The 17,385-nt window shown below is 63.5% G+C and carries 10 protein-coding genes; 2 read left to right on the forward strand and 8 right to left on the reverse strand.

The window, feature by feature from the left end; translation table 11 throughout:
- Positions 1-569: 569 nt before the first annotated feature.
- Entirely contained in the window at positions 570-6,020 is a 5,451-nt protein-coding gene (locus AC5ZGW_RS13805; protein ID WP_130225210.1) for a beta strand repeat-containing protein, read from the reverse strand.
- Between the two features lie 434 nt (positions 6,021-6,454).
- A complete protein-coding gene (locus AC5ZGW_RS13810) occupies positions 6,455-8,515 on the reverse strand; it encodes a sensor histidine kinase (RefSeq protein WP_165435154.1) in 2,061 nt (686 codons plus the stop codon).
- Positions 8,516-8,602: 87 nt separating this feature from the next.
- Here AC5ZGW_RS13810 and AC5ZGW_RS13815 point away from each other — a divergent pair, with 87 nt between their 5' ends.
- Together AC5ZGW_RS13815 and AC5ZGW_RS13820 are read left to right on the forward strand one after the other, a co-directional pair.
- Positions 8,603-9,364 carry a response regulator transcription factor gene (locus tag AC5ZGW_RS13815; protein WP_130225208.1) on the forward strand — a complete coding sequence of 254 codons (762 nt, stop codon included), beginning with the start codon at positions 8,603-8,605 and terminating at the stop codon, positions 9,362-9,364.
- 64 nt (positions 9,365-9,428) lie between these two features.
- Positions 9,429-9,698 (forward strand): hypothetical protein, encoded by a 270-nt coding sequence (locus AC5ZGW_RS13820; protein ID WP_130225207.1) that lies wholly within the window; start codon positions 9,429-9,431, stop codon positions 9,696-9,698.
- A gap of 445 nt (positions 9,699-10,143) precedes the next feature.
- Here AC5ZGW_RS13820 and AC5ZGW_RS13825 read toward each other — a convergent pair whose 3' ends face one another.
- From AC5ZGW_RS13825 to AC5ZGW_RS13850, 6 genes are all read right to left on the reverse strand, one after another.
- Complete coding sequence (locus tag AC5ZGW_RS13825; protein ID WP_130225206.1) at positions 10,144-11,361, reverse strand: ABC transporter substrate-binding protein; 1,218 nt, start codon at positions 11,359-11,361, stop codon at positions 10,144-10,146.
- Between the two features lie 154 nt (positions 11,362-11,515).
- Entirely contained in the window at positions 11,516-12,043 is a 528-nt protein-coding gene (locus AC5ZGW_RS13830) for an oxidoreductase (RefSeq protein ID WP_245474649.1), read from the reverse strand.
- A gap of 177 nt (positions 12,044-12,220) precedes the next feature.
- Positions 12,221-12,592, reverse strand: a complete 372-nt coding sequence (locus AC5ZGW_RS13835) for a hypothetical protein (protein WP_165435153.1) — start codon at positions 12,590-12,592, stop codon at positions 12,221-12,223.
- 70 nt (positions 12,593-12,662) lie between these two features.
- Positions 12,663-13,589 (reverse strand): TauD/TfdA dioxygenase family protein, encoded by a 927-nt coding sequence (locus tag AC5ZGW_RS13840; protein WP_130225205.1) that lies wholly within the window; start codon positions 13,587-13,589, stop codon positions 12,663-12,665.
- A 637-nt stretch (positions 13,590-14,226) separates the two neighbouring features.
- Positions 14,227-16,599: a hypothetical protein gene (locus AC5ZGW_RS13845; protein ID WP_130225204.1), complete on the reverse strand. Its 2,373-nt coding sequence runs from the start codon at positions 16,597-16,599 to the stop codon at positions 14,227-14,229.
- A gap of 30 nt (positions 16,600-16,629) precedes the next feature.
- Complete coding sequence (locus AC5ZGW_RS13850; protein ID WP_130225203.1) at positions 16,630-17,379, reverse strand: ABC transporter permease; 750 nt, start codon at positions 17,377-17,379, stop codon at positions 16,630-16,632.
- Positions 17,380-17,385 lie beyond the last annotated feature (6 nt).

Consider the following 17,385-nt stretch of genomic DNA (forward strand, 5'->3'; position numbering starts at 1 on the left):
CTGCAGCCCCGCGGTAACATTGACCAGCGTTGCGGGAAGCTTCGCCTGGGTGATGAAGCCCGCGTCAGCCGCATTGCCGAAGGTGACGCCGATATCCATGCTGTCCCTGGCGAAGAAAGTCATACCCACCGACGCATAGGGCCGCAGCCAAGCCTGCGGATCGACGTCCAGCCGGCCGCCGATTTCGAGCGATGGGCTCACTGCCACATTCCATTGGCGTGCGGACGAGAAATGAAGGTCCATGCCCCCCATGCCGTGCTCAGTATAGCCCGGCATGGCAGTGTAGAGCAGGTCGAGGTCGGTATAGGGCTTGATGTACCAGTTGGAATAAGCCAGCTCGTAGCTGGCGCGGACGCGGGCGGCGGCCGTCCAAATGTGCGAGGTGCCGTTCGCGAGCCAGACGCTCGGTCCGACGTCGAGAAGCCGTTGCGTCTCGAACGTACCGTAACCCATGTGGCCGGACATCGCGAGCAGCCATGGGCCGATCTGATGCTTCAGCGAGACCGCAACGTCGCCAGCGACGCCGTTCGTCCTCGACAGCCTGTCGCTGTCAGACAGAGCGGATTGCGTCAGGCCGGCGGTCGCGCCAAGAAACCAGCCGTCGGCGATCTCGCGCTGCGCGCCGACGCGGTAGGTCTCGGCATTCTGGTGATAGCCGCTCGCATCAGCACTTTCGGTCTGCCTGGTCCAGGCGCCGGTGACACGGGCCCACCGCAATCGGTCTCCTGCATCATCGTGCCCGCGCCGGTGAAGATCGGACAACTGAGCGACATCTTGACGGATGTAAGGGCGCCCAGGGTCTGGTTGGACAGCGCGCCAAGCGACTCCTCAGGTGTAATGCTGTCGATCGAGCGGGTATAGTCGTCCACTGAGCTGACATTGGCCAGCTTTCCAAACAGCGATGCATTGGACTGCGAGATCTTGCCGGACTCCCAGGCCCGCTGGAGATAGGCCATGGCGGCATCCTCGCTGGCGGTCATATCCACCCCCTGGAGGGCCCGGATGTTCGCGGCGGGGTCGATGAAGATCCGGCTTCCCTCGCGTTGGACAGACCAGTTAAAGGGGCTGAAGTTGCCATGTGCCCCGGCCGCTTTGAGGTTGTTGGTGGTCCCGCTCACCTCGGCCACGGCGAAACGGCCCGGCATGAGGCCGTCCACGACGTTCACCTTGATGGTGCCGCTAAGCGAGCCCGTCAGCTGTACGAGATCGTTTTTGGCCCCCGCAGGGGTGCGGCTGACATCCATCAGCAACGAGCCGGCCTCGGTCTGTACATAAGTGCCAATGACATTCGCGGTGGCAATGGCATTGATGCCGCCGATATTGAAGGTCCCCTCGTTCCGGAACGTCCCTGCGGCTCCAACATTTACGATCCCACGGGCGGAGCTGGTATAGGTGCCGCCAAGGCGGTTGTTGAATGTGTTGACCTCTCCGGTGTTGCCGACGGCAAGATTCACGTCGCCGGATAACAACCCCCAGTTGTCCAGCCGGTCCTGGCCGTGGCTGGCCAACACTGCCACGCCCGAGCCGGCGCTGACTTCAGACCCGGCCTGGAACTCGATCGCATTGGCACCGCCGCCATCGATCTGGACCGCAGCACCGGTCCCGGAGCCACCCGCGAGCACGCCCTGGAAGTTGACTCTGATGTCCGAACCCGTGCCGGCCACGACCCGCCCCGCGCCGCCCTGCGCGCCGCTCTGGGCGTAGATGCTGACCGAATTTTCGCCGGTCGTCCTGATCGACCCCTTGAGGTCGATCTCGATCAGACCACCGCCGCGAGTTGCCTTGTTGCGGTTGGTCGTGTCGCCGATCTGCGTCGGCAACACGATCCCCTCGGCCGTGCCGACCGCGCCGCCACCGCCGCCGACGCTCTGCGCGAAGACGCCATGCGCGTTCTTGCCCTGTGTTTGGATCGACATCCTGGCAGCAGTGTTCGCCATCGAAACCAGGATGCCGCCGCCGCGCCCGGATGACGGATCCCTCTGCGCCAGGAGATTCGCATAGGTCGCATCCACCGAATTGAGTGCACCGGTATAGCCGCCGCCACCGCCAATGCTCTGCGCGAGGATGCCGACAGAGCCCACGCCCGTGGTCTGGATGCTGCTTCCCGCGCCGAGTTTGACATAAACCTCGGAGCCGTCCCCGAAGCTGTTGGCGGACCCGCCCAGGCGACCGGACACTTTCAGCGTGTTGATGCCGGGCCCCGATCCGTCCGACATGAAACCGCCGCCGCCGCCGATGGACTGCGCAAGGATGCCGAAGGCATTGCCGCCAGTCGTCGTGATGGATCCCGCATGTTCGATTGTCACCGCGGCGGCGTTGCCGTTCGCACCGCCCGTGCCGCCAAGTTGAAGGGTGAGGGTGTCGGTCCCCGGCTTGGCTGCAGCTTTCGCGGATTCGGCTTCCTTGATGGCTTGGTCGACGTCCAGGCCATAACGCTTCAGTGTATCTTTCTCGGCCTGGGTCAGCGCAGTCTTGAGGCTCAGAACCTCGAAGGCATCCATGGAGTTGAGCGCCACGAGGCCGCCACCGCCGCCGATGGACTGGGCGACAATGCCGTGGGATTGCGCGCCGCCGGTGACGATGCTCCCTGCATTGGTGACCTTGACCGCGCCGCCATTTCCACGCGACCCGTTACCGCCGGCCAACAGCGCGGGCCGATCGAGTGAGAAACCCGAACGGTCCACGCCGACGGTCGCCTGCCCGCCACCGCCGCCGATGGATTGAGCAAAAATGCCGTACGAGGAGGCCCCCCCTGTGCTGATCTTGCCGTTGAATCCATTGGTCACCGTGACGGCGCCGCCATCGCCGGCCACGCCGCCGCTGCCGCCGCTGGCGATCTTCATGTTCGCGAGGAGCGCACCGCCACCAACCGTGGAGGCGCCGCCATTGCCGCCGCCACCGCCGATCGACTGCGCGAACACCGCCGTGGCCACCTGGCCATTGGTGGAAATCTCACCCCAGTTGGTGACTGTGACGGACTTGCCGTTGCCGCCCGAACCTCCCGTACCTCCCACGGTATCGTTGCCGGCGACGGAGATCGGGAAGGACGGCTTGATACCGTGCTTGGCGGAGAATTTGGGCAGTACCTTCTGGGCGAGCGCCTTGAAGCCGTTTGCGGCGAGCGTCTTGCCAAGCAGAGCCAACGTGGAATCTCCCGCATCGGCAGAGGCCGAGCCGCCGCTGCCGCCACCGCCGCCGACCGACTGCGCCTGGATGCCGTAGGCGCCGTTGCCGTAGGTGGTGATGATAGCGGCCGCGGTCCCGCCGTTGTTCACGACCACGTCGCCGCCGTCGCTCGCGCCGCCGCCAGTCGCACCGACCGCTACGTTGACCTGCACGTTGTTGGCACTGTGCGCCGTGCCCGCGCCGCCTACGCCGCCGCCGCCGCCGATGCTCTGGGCCAGGATGCCCCTGGCATCAACCCCGCGGGTCGTGATCGCCGTGTTGTTCGTGACCTCGACGAGTCCTCCATTCGACCCGCTGCCACCGGCGCCACCGACGCCCACATTGACCGCCGCGGTGATGCGCGCTGAGTCGCTGGGTTTGGGCTGCGACGAATCCGACCCTGCGGACCTGGCCATCCCGGCGCCGCCATAGCCTCCGCCCCCGCCGGCGCTGAGCGCATGGATCGCGGACGCCGCATAGCCCTGCGTCTCGGTCGTTCCATTATTGGTGATCTTGACGGTGCCGCCGGTATTGCCGCTGCCGCCCTTCCCACCGACGGCAACGTTCACCGCGACCGAGAAACCCTTACCGGACGTGGTGCCGGTCACGTCGGCGCTGCCGCCGGCACCGCCGCCGCCGCCAATGCTGTAGCCGACAATGCCGATGGACTGATCTCCGGACGTGGTGACTCTGTTGCCACTGACGATGGTTACGGCTCCTCCAGTACCGCCGCCGCCCCCGGTTCCACCGACGCCGACGCCCACGGCCACGCCGACAACCGAGGACCCGCTCGCCGTGGCGCTGACGTCGGAAATGCCGCCGTCGCCGCCACCACCACCAATGCTCATGCCCATGATGCCGAACGCATCATTGCCACTGGTCGACACGGCCCCGGAATTGGTCACGGTGACGGCGCCTCCCTGGCCACCCTTGCCGCCTGAGCCGCCGACCGCGACCGCGACCGCGATATTGGGCAGCCGCTTCTCGACTGCTTTGGAATAGGCTGCCGCATACGAGGCGCCGCCATCGCCTCCGCCGCCACCAATGCTCATCGACTGAATGCCATGGGAGCGTACCCCCGAGGTGGAAACGGCCCAGCCGTTGTCGATGAGAACCGTGCCGCCGGAGCCGCCATCGCCGCCCGAACCACCGAGAGCCGTCGCGGACGTGACCAAGGTGCCGCCCACGACGGTGACGGCTTCGCCGCCCGAGCCGCCCCCGCCGCCGATGGATTCCGCGATGATGCCGGCAGCATCGGCACCACGGGTATGAATGCCGCCCAGGAAATAGCCGATGCTGCCCCGACGGCTGTTGACCGTGACGGTGCCGCCATTACCGCCGCCGCCACCGCTGCCGCCCCGTGAGACGCCGAAGCCAACGCCGAAGGCCGTGGCCTCGCCACCACCCCCACCGCCTCCGCCGATGCTCTGCGCCAGGATGCCGGCTGCGCCGACGCCATCTGTCCACAGATCGCCGTTGTTGTTGACCGTCACTGCGCCGCCATCGCCGCCCGTTCCGCCGACGCCACCGCTGCTGAGCCAGAGGAATAGACCCGACCCGCCCGCACCGCCTCCACCGACCGGCGGTGCCAGAAGATCGGACTGGAAGGCCTGAACGGCTTTGCCGCCGCCGACCGATTGCGCCACGACCGCGGTAGCGCCTTTGCCCGCCGTGCGGATCTGGTCGGCGACGGTCAGGTCGATGCTACCGCCGCTCCCGGCCACCCCGCCGGCCCCGCCGGATGCCAGACCGTTACCTCCTGCACCACCGGCACCGCCGACCGACTGCGCCACGATGCCGTAGCTGTAGGCCCCTTTGGTGTCGATCCTGCCGGTCTGGAGCCCTATGATGTTGCCGCCATGGCCACCGGCGCCGCCCGGCGTTCCGCGTCCGGACACCGCCGCGGTGCCGCCCTTCCCGCCGGCGCCGCCGACGCTCTGCAGCAGCACGCCGGGCGCAAATTCCCCCGCCGTCGAGACCGCGCCAGCATTGCTATAAAGAATCGATCTCCTGTCAGAGCCTGCATGGGCGTTGCCCGCGACCCCGCCGCGGGTGTCCTGCGCATTGGCCGAATTGGAGCCGTCGCCCCCGATCGACTCCACCACGATCGCCGCTGCGGCCTTGCCGGTCGTAGTGAGTTTGGCGTCTTTGCCGAGCGTCACCGAAACGAGACCGCTGTATCCACCGGTGCCAGCACGGGGCGTCTGCGGCTCGTCCTCGTCGATCCGGCCGTGATCACCGCCATTGCCCCCGCGGGACATCACATGAAGCGCTCCGACATAGTCCCCCTGGGTGTCGATACCCTTCTGGACGGTCGCCGTGACGTCGCCACCCGCCCCGCCCCCACCGGCCGAGGCATAAAGCTCGGACCGACCGTCGAGATCGCCGACAACGCCGGCGCCTCCCTTGCCGCCCCGGGAGTAGATCGACACCAGGGACGTCAGCATGGTCGCCTCCGCCGGGCTGAGCGCCATGCTCGCATTGTGGACGACCGTAACGTTGCCACCGGCTCCGCCGGCCGCGGCCTCCGCATCCCGCTTCAGGCCGTCACCGCCTTTGCCGCCCTCGGAGCCGATCACCACCGAGGGTGCGATCGCCTGCCGCCAGATAACCTGGGTTGGATCTTTGTTGAGAATCCAGGAATTATTGATGATGTTGAGAGACGGCCCCGCCTGACCGGAGGTCGCCTGGTACAATGTCTCCCAAATGAAGCCCTCCGTATAGGCGGCACGACCGTTCACCGGCGCGGGGATGACGAACAGGCTGTTGCGCTGTCCGGGATAATAAGTCTGAGCCCCTGCAGGCTGCAGCGCCAGAATGAGCGCCAGCGAGCTGACGCCGGCGCTGAGACTCAAGCGATGCCCGGAAACGAGGGGCCGATGACAAAAATTTTGCCGATAAGCGATCGTCTGCAAGATCATCTCCGCGGTCGCGAAACCAATAGGGTGTACGAAACCTTCGCGCCGCTGCTTGGAGAGGTCCGTTGCATCTGGCGCGTACGCGGTGGACAGCCGAGTTGTTGAACGAACCCCCCAACGCGGCGCTCGATCGTCTCTCAGGCGAGAAGCTGTCTGCGAGCTTGCAGGAGGTTAAAGCTGCGGGCGTGAGTGCAACAGAAGCGAGTTGGAGCGATTTGTAACGCATTGGAACATGCGGAAACGTCTTGGAACGAAACATGTTGCCTCGTCGCAACGCCACAAAACTTCTGCAACGGGTGACCGACAGGGCACATGTTCAGCGTGATCAGGAGAGCTGCATCGAACCGCTTCTGAGGCGTCGCGGCGCCGAATCAGGAAGGCAGCGGCACGATGATTCGGATCGTGGTGCCGACACCGACCTTGCTGTCGATCTCAATCGTTCCACCGTGGGCGCCCGCGATGCGGGAGACGAGTGATAGGCCGATGCCCGTGCCCTCGACATGTCGAGCATTGGAGCCGCGCACCGATCGGCGCATGATTCCGACGATCTCGTCGGGCGGGATGCCAATGCCCTTGTCGGTGACAGCGATCACGCCGCTATCTCCCGCGATCGAGCATGAGAGGATCACAGGATCCCCCTTCATGTGGACAGAGAATTTCACCGCGTTCTCGAGGAGATTGATGATGGCGATGCCGAGCATCTCGGGATCGGCCATAATCGATGCATGCGCCGCTCGTGGGGCAGCATCCGTCAGAATGTCGGCTTGAAGCAGGTCGTTGGCGCGAGCTGCGCTGGCCAAGACGACATCCTGCAAGGACGTCCGAACCAGTTGCGGTGAGAAGGACGGCCCCTGCAAGCGGCTGCGCGTCAGGTTCACCTCGAGCGTTTCGATCAGCCGTACGATGCCGCGGCGCACACGCTTGAGGCGGTCGTGATTGGCTTGGTCCTCCACGGGCAAGCTGAGGCCGATGCCGTCGATATTGGAGCGGATCGTGGCGAGCGGCGTGCGATACTGATGCGAGATCACCTCCATGAACCGCACCTGTTGCTCTTGCGACTGCAATTCGGCGCGCAGGGCGTCCTCGGCGATCTTCTTGGCTGCGGCGAGCTCCCGGGTCTTCTCCTCGACCATGGCGACGGCGCGGCGTTCCGCGGCCTGCGCGGCGAGCAGCATCTCGGTGCTCATGGCGGCGTTCATGGCTTCCGCGGAGCGCAGGCGCACCGCCACCGCTCCCGACAGCAACACCATTTGCAGGAGGACCGGCAGCGCATAGGTATGCGCAACCCAGTCCGGCAGCTCCACGAAGCCGGCGCGCTGGACCACCGTTCCCGCCACGCCGAACCAGAGAACCCAGTAGGCTGCGGCGCGCAGCCGCGTGTCGACGCCATTCTCGTTGGCACAGAACAACGCGAGCACCAGGGCGAGCGTCACCAAGATCAAAATGACGACGCCGCCAAACGGCGCGAAGACGAGGTTGGCGTTGAAGCCGACGAAGACGATCCCGATAAAACCCACGCCGGCTCCAGCGAGAAATATCCGGTTCATCCAGGGAAGGCGTTGGGGCAATTCGAGAATGCTGGCGGTGGCGAGCGAGCTGGCCAGCAGCCCGAGCCAGGCCGCACCTCCAGTGAAGTAGTCGTTGCCGTAGCCGCCGTTCGGAAACAGCAGCATGCGGGACAGGCCGAGATTGCCGACATAGACCAGCGTCGCGCCGAGGATGCTGAAGGCGAGCAGCGGATAGGACGGCTTGCGGTCGAAATGAAAGAAGACGAGCTGGATGATCAGCAGGACGGCCATGCCGCCGAACCAGGCGCCGGCGACGAGACCTTGGACGGTCACACGGAACGTATGGACCGTGGGAGAGTAGAGCACCGCCGAGAGATTGAGCGACGAATTGACGCTGGCCAGCCGGATATAAACGAGCATCGCGGCATCCGGCTGCAATTGCAGCGGAACCACGTTGTCGAGCCCGGAGAGCGTATCGTCCGCCGAGAAAGGACGATGATCGCCGGTGGCGTAGTGCTTGAAATCGTCGGCAGCGAGGCCGGGATGGTCGGCTGCGACATAGACGTCGACCAGATCGACGAAATTCGGAGTCAGCGACAGGAGGACACGTTGCCACTCCCCCGCTCCCACGCGAATCCTGAGCCACGCTGCATCCGTCGTATAGCCGAGATTGATGCCGTGGCCTGAAATAGGGTGAAACTGCGCGCTCGCCCTCAGCACGTCCCCCAGGTCCAGGGTCCGCGACGGATCGACGAACAATTCCATGTATCCGTCCAGCGGCAACTCGCCGCTCGGCCCGACGATGGCCGTCGGCTGCAGTTCCCGCGCGTTGACCTCGCGCGCGAAGACGGAGAGGGCGAAGAGACAAACCAGGATAGCAAGGAGGTCGCCAAGGCTGGCGCATCCCTTCGGGCGATCGATCATCGGCAACCATCCCCTCAGGCGTTGTCCACTCGGCGCTGCCGTGTATATGCGATGATTCGAGACGATTGACCTGATTCGTTGCAGCCTATGACGACAAGCTCCCTGCCCCGACAAACCGCTCACCAGCCCAAGTCCGATGGTCAGCCGATCCACGTCGTTCTCGTGGAGGACGATCATGATCTGCGGCAGGGCTTGGCAGAATACCTGCGGCTCAGCGGGATCACTGTGACCGACCTGTCCTCGGCCATCTCATTTTACAAGGCGTTGCGGACGGACGTGTTCGACATCGCCATTCTCGATGTCAACCTCCCCGATGCGAGCGGCTTCGAGCTTGCGCGCGATCTCTCGGCTGAAAGGCGCCCAGGCATCATCATGCTGACGGCCTGGACCGGCCGCGACGACCGGATCCGAGGCTACGCAGAGGGTGCTGACCTTTATCTGACCAAGCCGGTCGATGGTGAAGAGCTTCTGCTCGCCGTCAGAAATCTTGCTCGCCGCGTCCACACTGCCGCAGTTACAAAAGCCGAGCACATCGATGCGCGGCAGCCGGCGGTTTGGCAGATCGAAACGCAGCGCCGTCTTCTCGTCGCCCCCGGAGGCGTGTCATTGCAGCTCTCGGGACGCGAGTTGCTGCTGCTGGAATATCTCGCACAGGCCGAGGGCGCGACGGTCGCCCGGGCCGGGCTTGCCAAGCACCTCGGCTACGGCGAGATGGACGTGGAAAGCCGAAGCCTCGACGCCGTCCTGCGCCGTTTACGGCAAAAGGCGCAGGATTGCAGCATCGAGCTGCCGTTGCTCGTCATTCATGCGGTCGGGATTCGCTTCTCCGCTCCGCTCGTCAGGACCTGAGCAGGCCCGATCTGTTCAAAAGCCCACGTGTCCGATCCGCCGTGGCTAGATGCGCTTTCCGAGAATGCCTGACTTCCGGGTCGACTTCGTCGCCCATAAGGCGGTCAAAAGCCGGATCTCACATCTGAATCTGCGCAGCGGCCAGTCGCACCAAAGCGATCAGGTCATACCGGAAAACTGGACCGCAGCCCCTCCCCCGCGCCGTTCAGAGCACTTCGATCCGATCGCGATGATCGATCGCCTCATGCAAGACGCGGTGGCGCAAAGCGTCGCGCAGGCCGCCCGCAAGTTCTCTGTCCGAGACAGGAATAAAGCCAAACTGGGTGCTCGCTGACGGGCCTTTGCTTCCGTGTCGGACTCATCGACGCCCAGGTTACGCCTTGCGACGTCGCGTGTTGAAGCAACGGAATGGTACTGCCCGCGCGCAACCGCCGCGTGGAGTCAATTCGCTGATCTCTGCAAGCGTCTTGTGGATGCAGAGCTTGTTTGGGGGCGCATAGGGAGGAAGAACCAGAATGGCGGTCACCTGTGGTGGGCAGCCTGGCGCGGCGCAAGCGAGTTGATTAATCGATCGTAACTCTGTCACTGCAGCCGAGAGGCGAAGCCGCTGCGCCCGCATCCGCTTGATCTCCTCATCAAGCGCGTTGCATCTCCTCATCATGACGATTAGACCACGATACGGTCGCATCGTCGGCGCACATCTTGCTGAGCGCCTTCTACGGAGAGTTTTTTGTTTCGGCCATGATTTCCGGTCCTCTAAAGCTGTTGGACGGGAATGCCTAGTTATCGAGGTTGGCAAACGCCGTCTCTAGAACGTCGCCAATCGGCTGCCAAGTGCGGCCGTCGAATTGAACCAATCGCATGTGCTTGATTGGCCGGAAATTCAATGGACCGGTGGTGATCTTGATGCCGGGCAAAAGGGCTGAGCTCTGATAGTCCTTTAGCGCTGCAGCCTGCTTCATGACATTCTCACGCGACAAGTCATTGCCAGACTGCCTGAGCACCTGCGCCAGCGTCTCGGCGGCGGCGTATCCGAACATGGCGGCGCTTTCGTCCCTGCCACCGATTCGTTGATATTTCTCCAGAAATGATTGCCAATCAGAGCCGGACTGTCCGACCTTCCAAGCCGGATCGTCGGCGTCCTTGAGGTATGCGGCGGTGATTACACCTACCGCATTGTCCAAGCCGGCAGGTTTTAGAGCCATTGCGATCGACGAGGCCATCTGGTTCAGGATGAAGGTGGGACGCCAATTAATGTCCGCTGCCAGGCGGATCACTTTCGCGGCGTTTGAGGCTACGCCCGCAAAGACAACGATTTCTGCACCTGATCGCTTCAGGATCGATACGTGTGTGTCTAGATGTTCGTCCCTAAGATCGTAGGCGATACCGACCCTGATCATTCGGGCGATCTCTCCTAGCCCATCCTCCAGACCCTTGATGATCTCACGACCGAAGTAGTCATTCTGCCAGAGAACCACGATCCTCTTTCCCGGGTACACTGCCTGGATGTAGTTCGCGTAGATGCGTCCCTCTTCTCGGAACGAAGGCTGCCAGCCCATTGTCCATGGGAACGAGCTTGGATCGCTGAGATGATCGTCGCCGGAAGCAACAAACAGCTGAGGGATCTGTTTTTCATTCAAGTATTGGCGAACGGCGAAATTGCCTGGTGTACCGAAGGAACCAAACATCAGGAGAACATTGTCCTGCTCGACAAGCGCACGCGTCAAGCTCAGGGAGGATGCCGCATCAGATTTGTCATCGTAGGAGATGAAGCGCACTTTGCGGCCATTGATGCCACCGCGCTCATTGAGCATCTCAAAATAGGTCGCCTCGGCCTTGCCGATTGCCCCGAAGATCTCAAGGTTTCCACTATACGGCATGAGATTGCCGATGCGGATTTCGTTGTCGGCCACCTCCTCACGCACGCGCTCCGAGATCGCGCCCAACGAGGCAACAGCAACAGCGATGGTCAGCAGGGTCCGGAGCAGCGTATCCATTGCAGAAACTCGACTAGATGGAGCGCGCTTGCCTAGATTTCGAGCCTGCCGGAGTGATTACTTGATCTAGATCAATAGAGGGCTGCTTTGGCGGTGTCAGCGGCGCGGCTGCCGCCGCGAGGTTGTTGTCTTTACTGCGCGCAAAAGTGGCGGGTCAATTTAGCTGACGCAAAAACGATCGGCGTCGCAACGGTATCTGTTCGCCCGGAATGAGCGTCTGCCGGAGCGTGGGCATTTGACCTTTGACTACAGTGTTCTCCAAGACTTCCATCAGGAAGCGCGTGCGATCTTCCATGCGGCCCCCGCCGTAACTGTCGGTGCGCGTATTGAGCACCGAGTTCATGAACTGCTCGAACAGATAGCCGTTGGCTGCATGGAGTTCGACACCATCGAACCCGACCTTCCGTGCATTGGCGGCAGCTTTGGCAAAGGTGCCGACTATGGCCGACACTTCATCCGTGCTGAGGGGCCTCGGCGTCTCCGTAGGCATATAACCCAACCGGCCATCCGGGCCGTGGGAAAACACCGACGAGCCCTTTGCCCGTTGCTCGGTCACGCCCACCGGCGCCTGGCCGTTCGCCAGAATCGAGGAATGGGCCATCCTGCCGACGTGCCACAACTGCAGAAAGATCGTGCCGCCATGACGGTGAACCTCATCGGTCACCGGGCGCCAGCCCTGCATTTGGGCTTCCGAGTGTCCTTGCGTAACCGTGGCTGGACTGATCCACGTCGGCGGCCTCGGTGATGATCAGGCTCTGGATCTGGCTGAAGGCAAGCGTGACGATACCGCTTGACGTCTGCGCGTCGGTGCCGAGATAGGCAATGACCGCCTTGATAGGCGCGCCCGCAGCGGCGAGCTTCAGGATAGAGCCGTTGAAAGCGCCGCCGAAGTCGATGTCACCGTCACTGCCGCCTGGATGTCCTGAGGGCCACTAATTGTATTGCCGATCCAGTTGAGTTTGACGGGCGCGAGGTATCCGAGCTCCTCGGCGAGCTCGGGGTAGAGCACGCGGCCCGACCAGCCCTGATATCGCAGCTCGAGCTTTTCCGGCGCCGGCCCCGGCTGCTTCGGCGCATCCTCCGCACGGAGAGGGCCCGGGGCCGAGACCAGCAGAAAGCAGAAGAGAGTGAAGAAACGCAACGCCTGTTCAGCAGCGAATTTCGGACATTCACAAGCTGCAGCCAGAGTTCGGCCGCCTCCGCTCCCGATCCGCAGATAACAAATACGCATCGACCGTCTCTCCTGGCTTGAGATTGCACGCCGGCCCCCATGGTAGGGCTGGCGCGCAATCATCGGACGTCTAGAATACGCCGTCATATTCCAATGTGAGGCGGTGGATGCGGCGCGGAGCCTTGCCGTAGTCACGAGTCGCGTAATGCTGGACCTGTCTGTTGTCCCAAATCGCGACGTCACCCTCCTGCCACTCGAAGCGAGCCTGCACTTCGGGCGTCTTGATGAGATCGTACAGATAGTTCAACAAGCTCTGGCTGGCGGTCTTGGAGACGCCGAGCAGATGGCTGGTGTGGGCCTCGTTGACGAAGATCAGCTTGCGGCCCGTCTCCGGGTGCGTCTTGACGACGGGCACTTCGATCGGCGGAAACTTGACGGCGGCATCCCTGACGCGCGCCAGCCCCTCTTCAGCCGTTTCTTGTCCTCCTGCCGCATAGCCCGAGAGAAGATCCGACAGCCCGGCCTTTTTCGGCGAGGCCCAGAAGGTGTTCACTGCCGTCAATTTCTCGAAATAGCGGGCTAGGTCGGGATCGAGCAGATCATAGACAGCGCCGGAGGAAGCCCAGATCGTATCACCGCCCCCGCCGGGAGGCACCTGCTTGATATGCAGCACCGTCGCCTTGGGAGGCTCGCGTTGCCATGAGACATCGACGTGCCAATTGTCGGTTCCGCCCGACTTGGTGTGTTCGTCATGGGCGATGACCTCGATCTCGGGAAACTCGTTCACCGACGGCAGATAGATATTCTTGCGGATGGGGTTGCCGAAGACGCGGGCGAGTTCGACATGCTGGCCGGAGTCCAGCGCCTGATTGCGGATGAAGATGACGCCGTGCTCGATCAACGCACGGTTTAGATCCTGCTTGTTGCGATCGCTGAGCGGCTTGGTCAAATCGACGTTCTCGATCACCGCTCCGATCAGTGGCTTATAGCGACGGACAGAAAGGTCTTGATGTTGCCCTGTATTCCCGACGGCAGCCTCCGCCAGCGCAATGCTCATTGTTGATGGCCCTCCCGGAAAGTTAAAGCGATTAAAATCGTCAGTCTGCGCACAACCGGAGTCAAGCTTGATCGGAAAATAAGTAAACTCCATTCGACAAACCGGTGAGCAACCCCTCATCCATGTTTTCCTTCATGAAGAAACGAAAATTTTGACCTATGGAACATCGGCGCGAGCAAACGAGTCCTGCGAAAATACGACCGTGCGCTCGATGCGGCCATGAATGAAGCTCACGCCCGCTCCCAAGCCAGCGGACCAGCGGATATTTGTTGCTGTTTGCAATGGAAATTTGGAATGGCGAGGTCCGTCCTTTCTTGTATTTTCCTTGTCGCCTCACGTCGGGTGATGCAATGGCTCAGTCACTTTCGATCATCGACTTCCATAGCCACCACGTCCCGCCTCAATGGCAACTGACAACATTGCGGAATTTTGCGCCGAGCGAGCGCTCACGATGAGGGCGCATCAACACCCGCCTCGTCGATCCCGGCGCGCTGACCGCTGCGATCGATGACGGTGATATCGCCGGACGCGTGGTAAACATCCTGACCGCATTATCCTCGTTCGGGCGCGAGGTACCTGCCATTGACGTGTTAGGCAATTGCAAGCGCAGATTGGAGACGCGGCTGCTGATCCTGCCTCAATTTCCCGGCGTCAGGAAGAGCGGCGACGTCCAGATTCTCGACTGGTCCCGCTGCCGCGCGGTGATGAACAGCGGATGCTCGACGCCCGATGTGAGATCGAAGCCGGAGAGATCGATCTCGCCGCCGACATCGCGCGGCAGCGCGACGTCAGAGACACGCTCAACGGCCACCTCCAGCTCGATTCCGCTGAGAGCGAGCGCGCGGCCGCCTGCAAGAAGGTCGGTGCCGGAGATCTCGAGGCTGAACTGCGGCGCATGTACGTGAGGCGACGGACTCAAGGGATCACCGACCTTCACATAGCCCGCAATGCCCCCTCGCACTTCGATCCTGGCACCCGCGAGGCTCGACAGGGTCAATTCGATGGCATCCGTGTCTCCATGGGTCGCCGTGACAAATCCCACGGTGGTCGTGTCCTTGCGCCAGGCCCGCTGTTCCGGATGATCGAATCCGACGCCGCGGACATCAAGGATTGCGGCGCCGAGCACCGTGATCTCGCCGCTCCAGTTGGCGGCACGATAGCGATCCCTGATGCGCGCACCGGCGAGACGCACCCTCACCTTGCGCTCGGAGAGACCGGCTTCCGCATTCAGGTCCCGGCGCCAGATCAGGCGGCCGGCATCGAACAGTTCGACGCTTTCCCAGCCCTGATCGCCCAGCAGCCGGTAGGTCAACGGCTCATGCCGATTGGCGGCGACAACCTCGCCCATCCAGGCCGCGCCGAGCCGCAGGCTCGCGAAGCTGCGCTCGCCGGTCGTTGCGAAGGTGCGCCGCGCGCGCAGTGCCTGCCCCACACTCGCGCGGTCGAGGCGCTCCGCGAGGACGCCCGTCAATCCACCGCGGGAGCCGAACACGGCCGTGGCCGGCGCACCACCGCCGCATCGTCCCTGGTGTTCGTCACCCGCAGCGGACGCACCGACGCGATAGCCACGCGCCAAGGCGTCGGTATAGAACCAGTGGAACTGGCCCCAGGACGATCCCACCTCGACAAGGCGCTCCAGTTCAGGGTGATGCCAATCGAGGATGCAGCGTCGCCCGCCCACATGGGGAATGAGGAGATGCTCCTCCGGGCTATCGGCATACGCCGCATAAAGCTCGTCAACCGGCCACACGCCGGGACGAATGGTGCCGGCCGTCGTCTCGTTCCACTCGAACGAGCGCACTGAATGGCCTTCTGCATCAAACGGAAACCGCGGCTTGCCTTCCCCCAGAAACACGACGTTGCGGTCGCCGCCGGCGCTGGAGTTGCCGCACCACTCGGTCCCCGGATAGCAGACGAACCGGCCCGGCGCGTTGAGCCCGGCAATGATCTCGACCGCCCGCTCCCAGTCGGCCTGCTTGATGTTGAAGTCGTTGACGGTGTACCCGACGATGTCGAGCGCCGCCACGTCGCGGCCATAGGCAAGGTTGTAGAGCGTATCGTTGGTGCCCACGGTGTCATGGGAATGCACATGGAGATCCGCGTAAAGCGGACGCATGTCCTGCGCAAGCGGTTCGACCTGGACGAAGGCAACCGCCGGCGCGGCGAGACCTTCGACCTGCGCCTCCAACCGCCACTCGCCTCTGCGCTCCAATGCCAGGCCGTGGACGCGCGCGACGTTCCATCCCTCGGCAGCGAAGTTGAGCGGCTGCGATTGCACATGCCCGGCGGGATCGATCAGGCGCAGCTCGCCACGCGCTGCACGGTCGCGACAGGTGTTACCCCACAGATCGTCCAAGCGAACCACGATGTCGAACAGAGACTGCGGTGCCACCAGCCGCGGCGCGGTCAACACTGGCGACCGCGGCGGCCCGGGCACGATGTTGATGACACAGTCGCCGGGCACCTCTGCGAATTTCGAGCTGCCGAGCGGGTCGATGAACAGGCGGAAACGAAAGTCCTTCTCGACGAAGCTCTGCACGCGGGTGCCACCGCCGCCCTGCCGGCGGTCGCCGAGCCGGATCACGATGCGGTCGCCAGGGTTGAGATAGCCGTCCACGATGTCGACGATGATCGCCTTCTGGAAGGGCCGCTCGTGCCCTTTCTGGTCGAAGCGCACCTTCAAGCCCTGCACCGTCGACGGACTTTGCCCCGGCCGCAGCGGTCCAGCGTGATATTCGGCGGACACGTAGTTCGCACCGGCCGGATCGGAGGTCTGGAACAATGCCCAGTCGGAATAGAACTTGAACGCGAGCTTGAGCCAGGCGCCGTCGGCGAGGCCGACCGCGCCGACCTCATAGACCAGCTCGATCTCGGTCCATTCGCCGGCGACGAGCTGCTCGCGACTGCAGCTGACCCGCCCGAGGAACGGCAAGGCCTTGTTCTGCTCGTACAGGCCCTGTGGCGCGACGTAGCGGCCGGCGCGAATGCGCGGATCAGTCTCTGCGGTCATGCGATGCTTTCTATGAGGGCTGTTTCAAAATCATGGGGTACGCCAGGCCTGGTAGTGGCGCTCGACGCGACGAAACACCAAGCTCTCTGCAAGCCATGCGATCAGGCCGATCAGCACAATTCCAAGCAGCACCTGGCTGGCATTGCCGACCTGGCCACCCATTGCGACCATCCAGCCGATGCCCTGCGACGCTCCGATCATTTCCGCGGCGACGAGTGCGCGCCAGGCCTGGCTGAAGCCGATCCGCAGCGCCGCAGTGACGAAGGGAAGCGATGCCGGCAGATAGACGTGACGCAGCAGTTGCACAGGGCTTGCGCCGAGCGTGCGCGCGGCGCGCACCTGGCCGGCAACAATGCCGAGCACGCCTTCCTGGATGGTGACCGCCATCGGGAATACGGCGGCGATGAAGATGACTACCGCAATGGCGAGATAGCCGAGCCCAAAGAAGATCAGGCAAAGCGGCGCCCAAGCGATCGGTGGAATGGCCATGAACAAGCTGACCAGCGGCGAGGCGAAGGCGCGGAACCGCTGCGACAGCCCGCCGGCAGTGCCGATCGCCAGCGCGACGAGCACCGCTATGGCAAAGCCGCCGGCTTCGCGCGCGAGGCTTGCACCCACCTGCCGGCCGAGATCGCCGCTCCGGATCCAGCGCAACGCTTCAATCGCCACGTCCCAGGGCTGCGGCAGCACGTAAGGAGGCACCCGGCTCGCGGCCATGCACCAGACCAGCAGCAGAACCGGCAGCGACGCCCAGCCCCAGGACGGTTTCGGCATGCGCATTGCGGA

Source organism: Bradyrhizobium sp. Crot121, assembly GCF_059512385.1.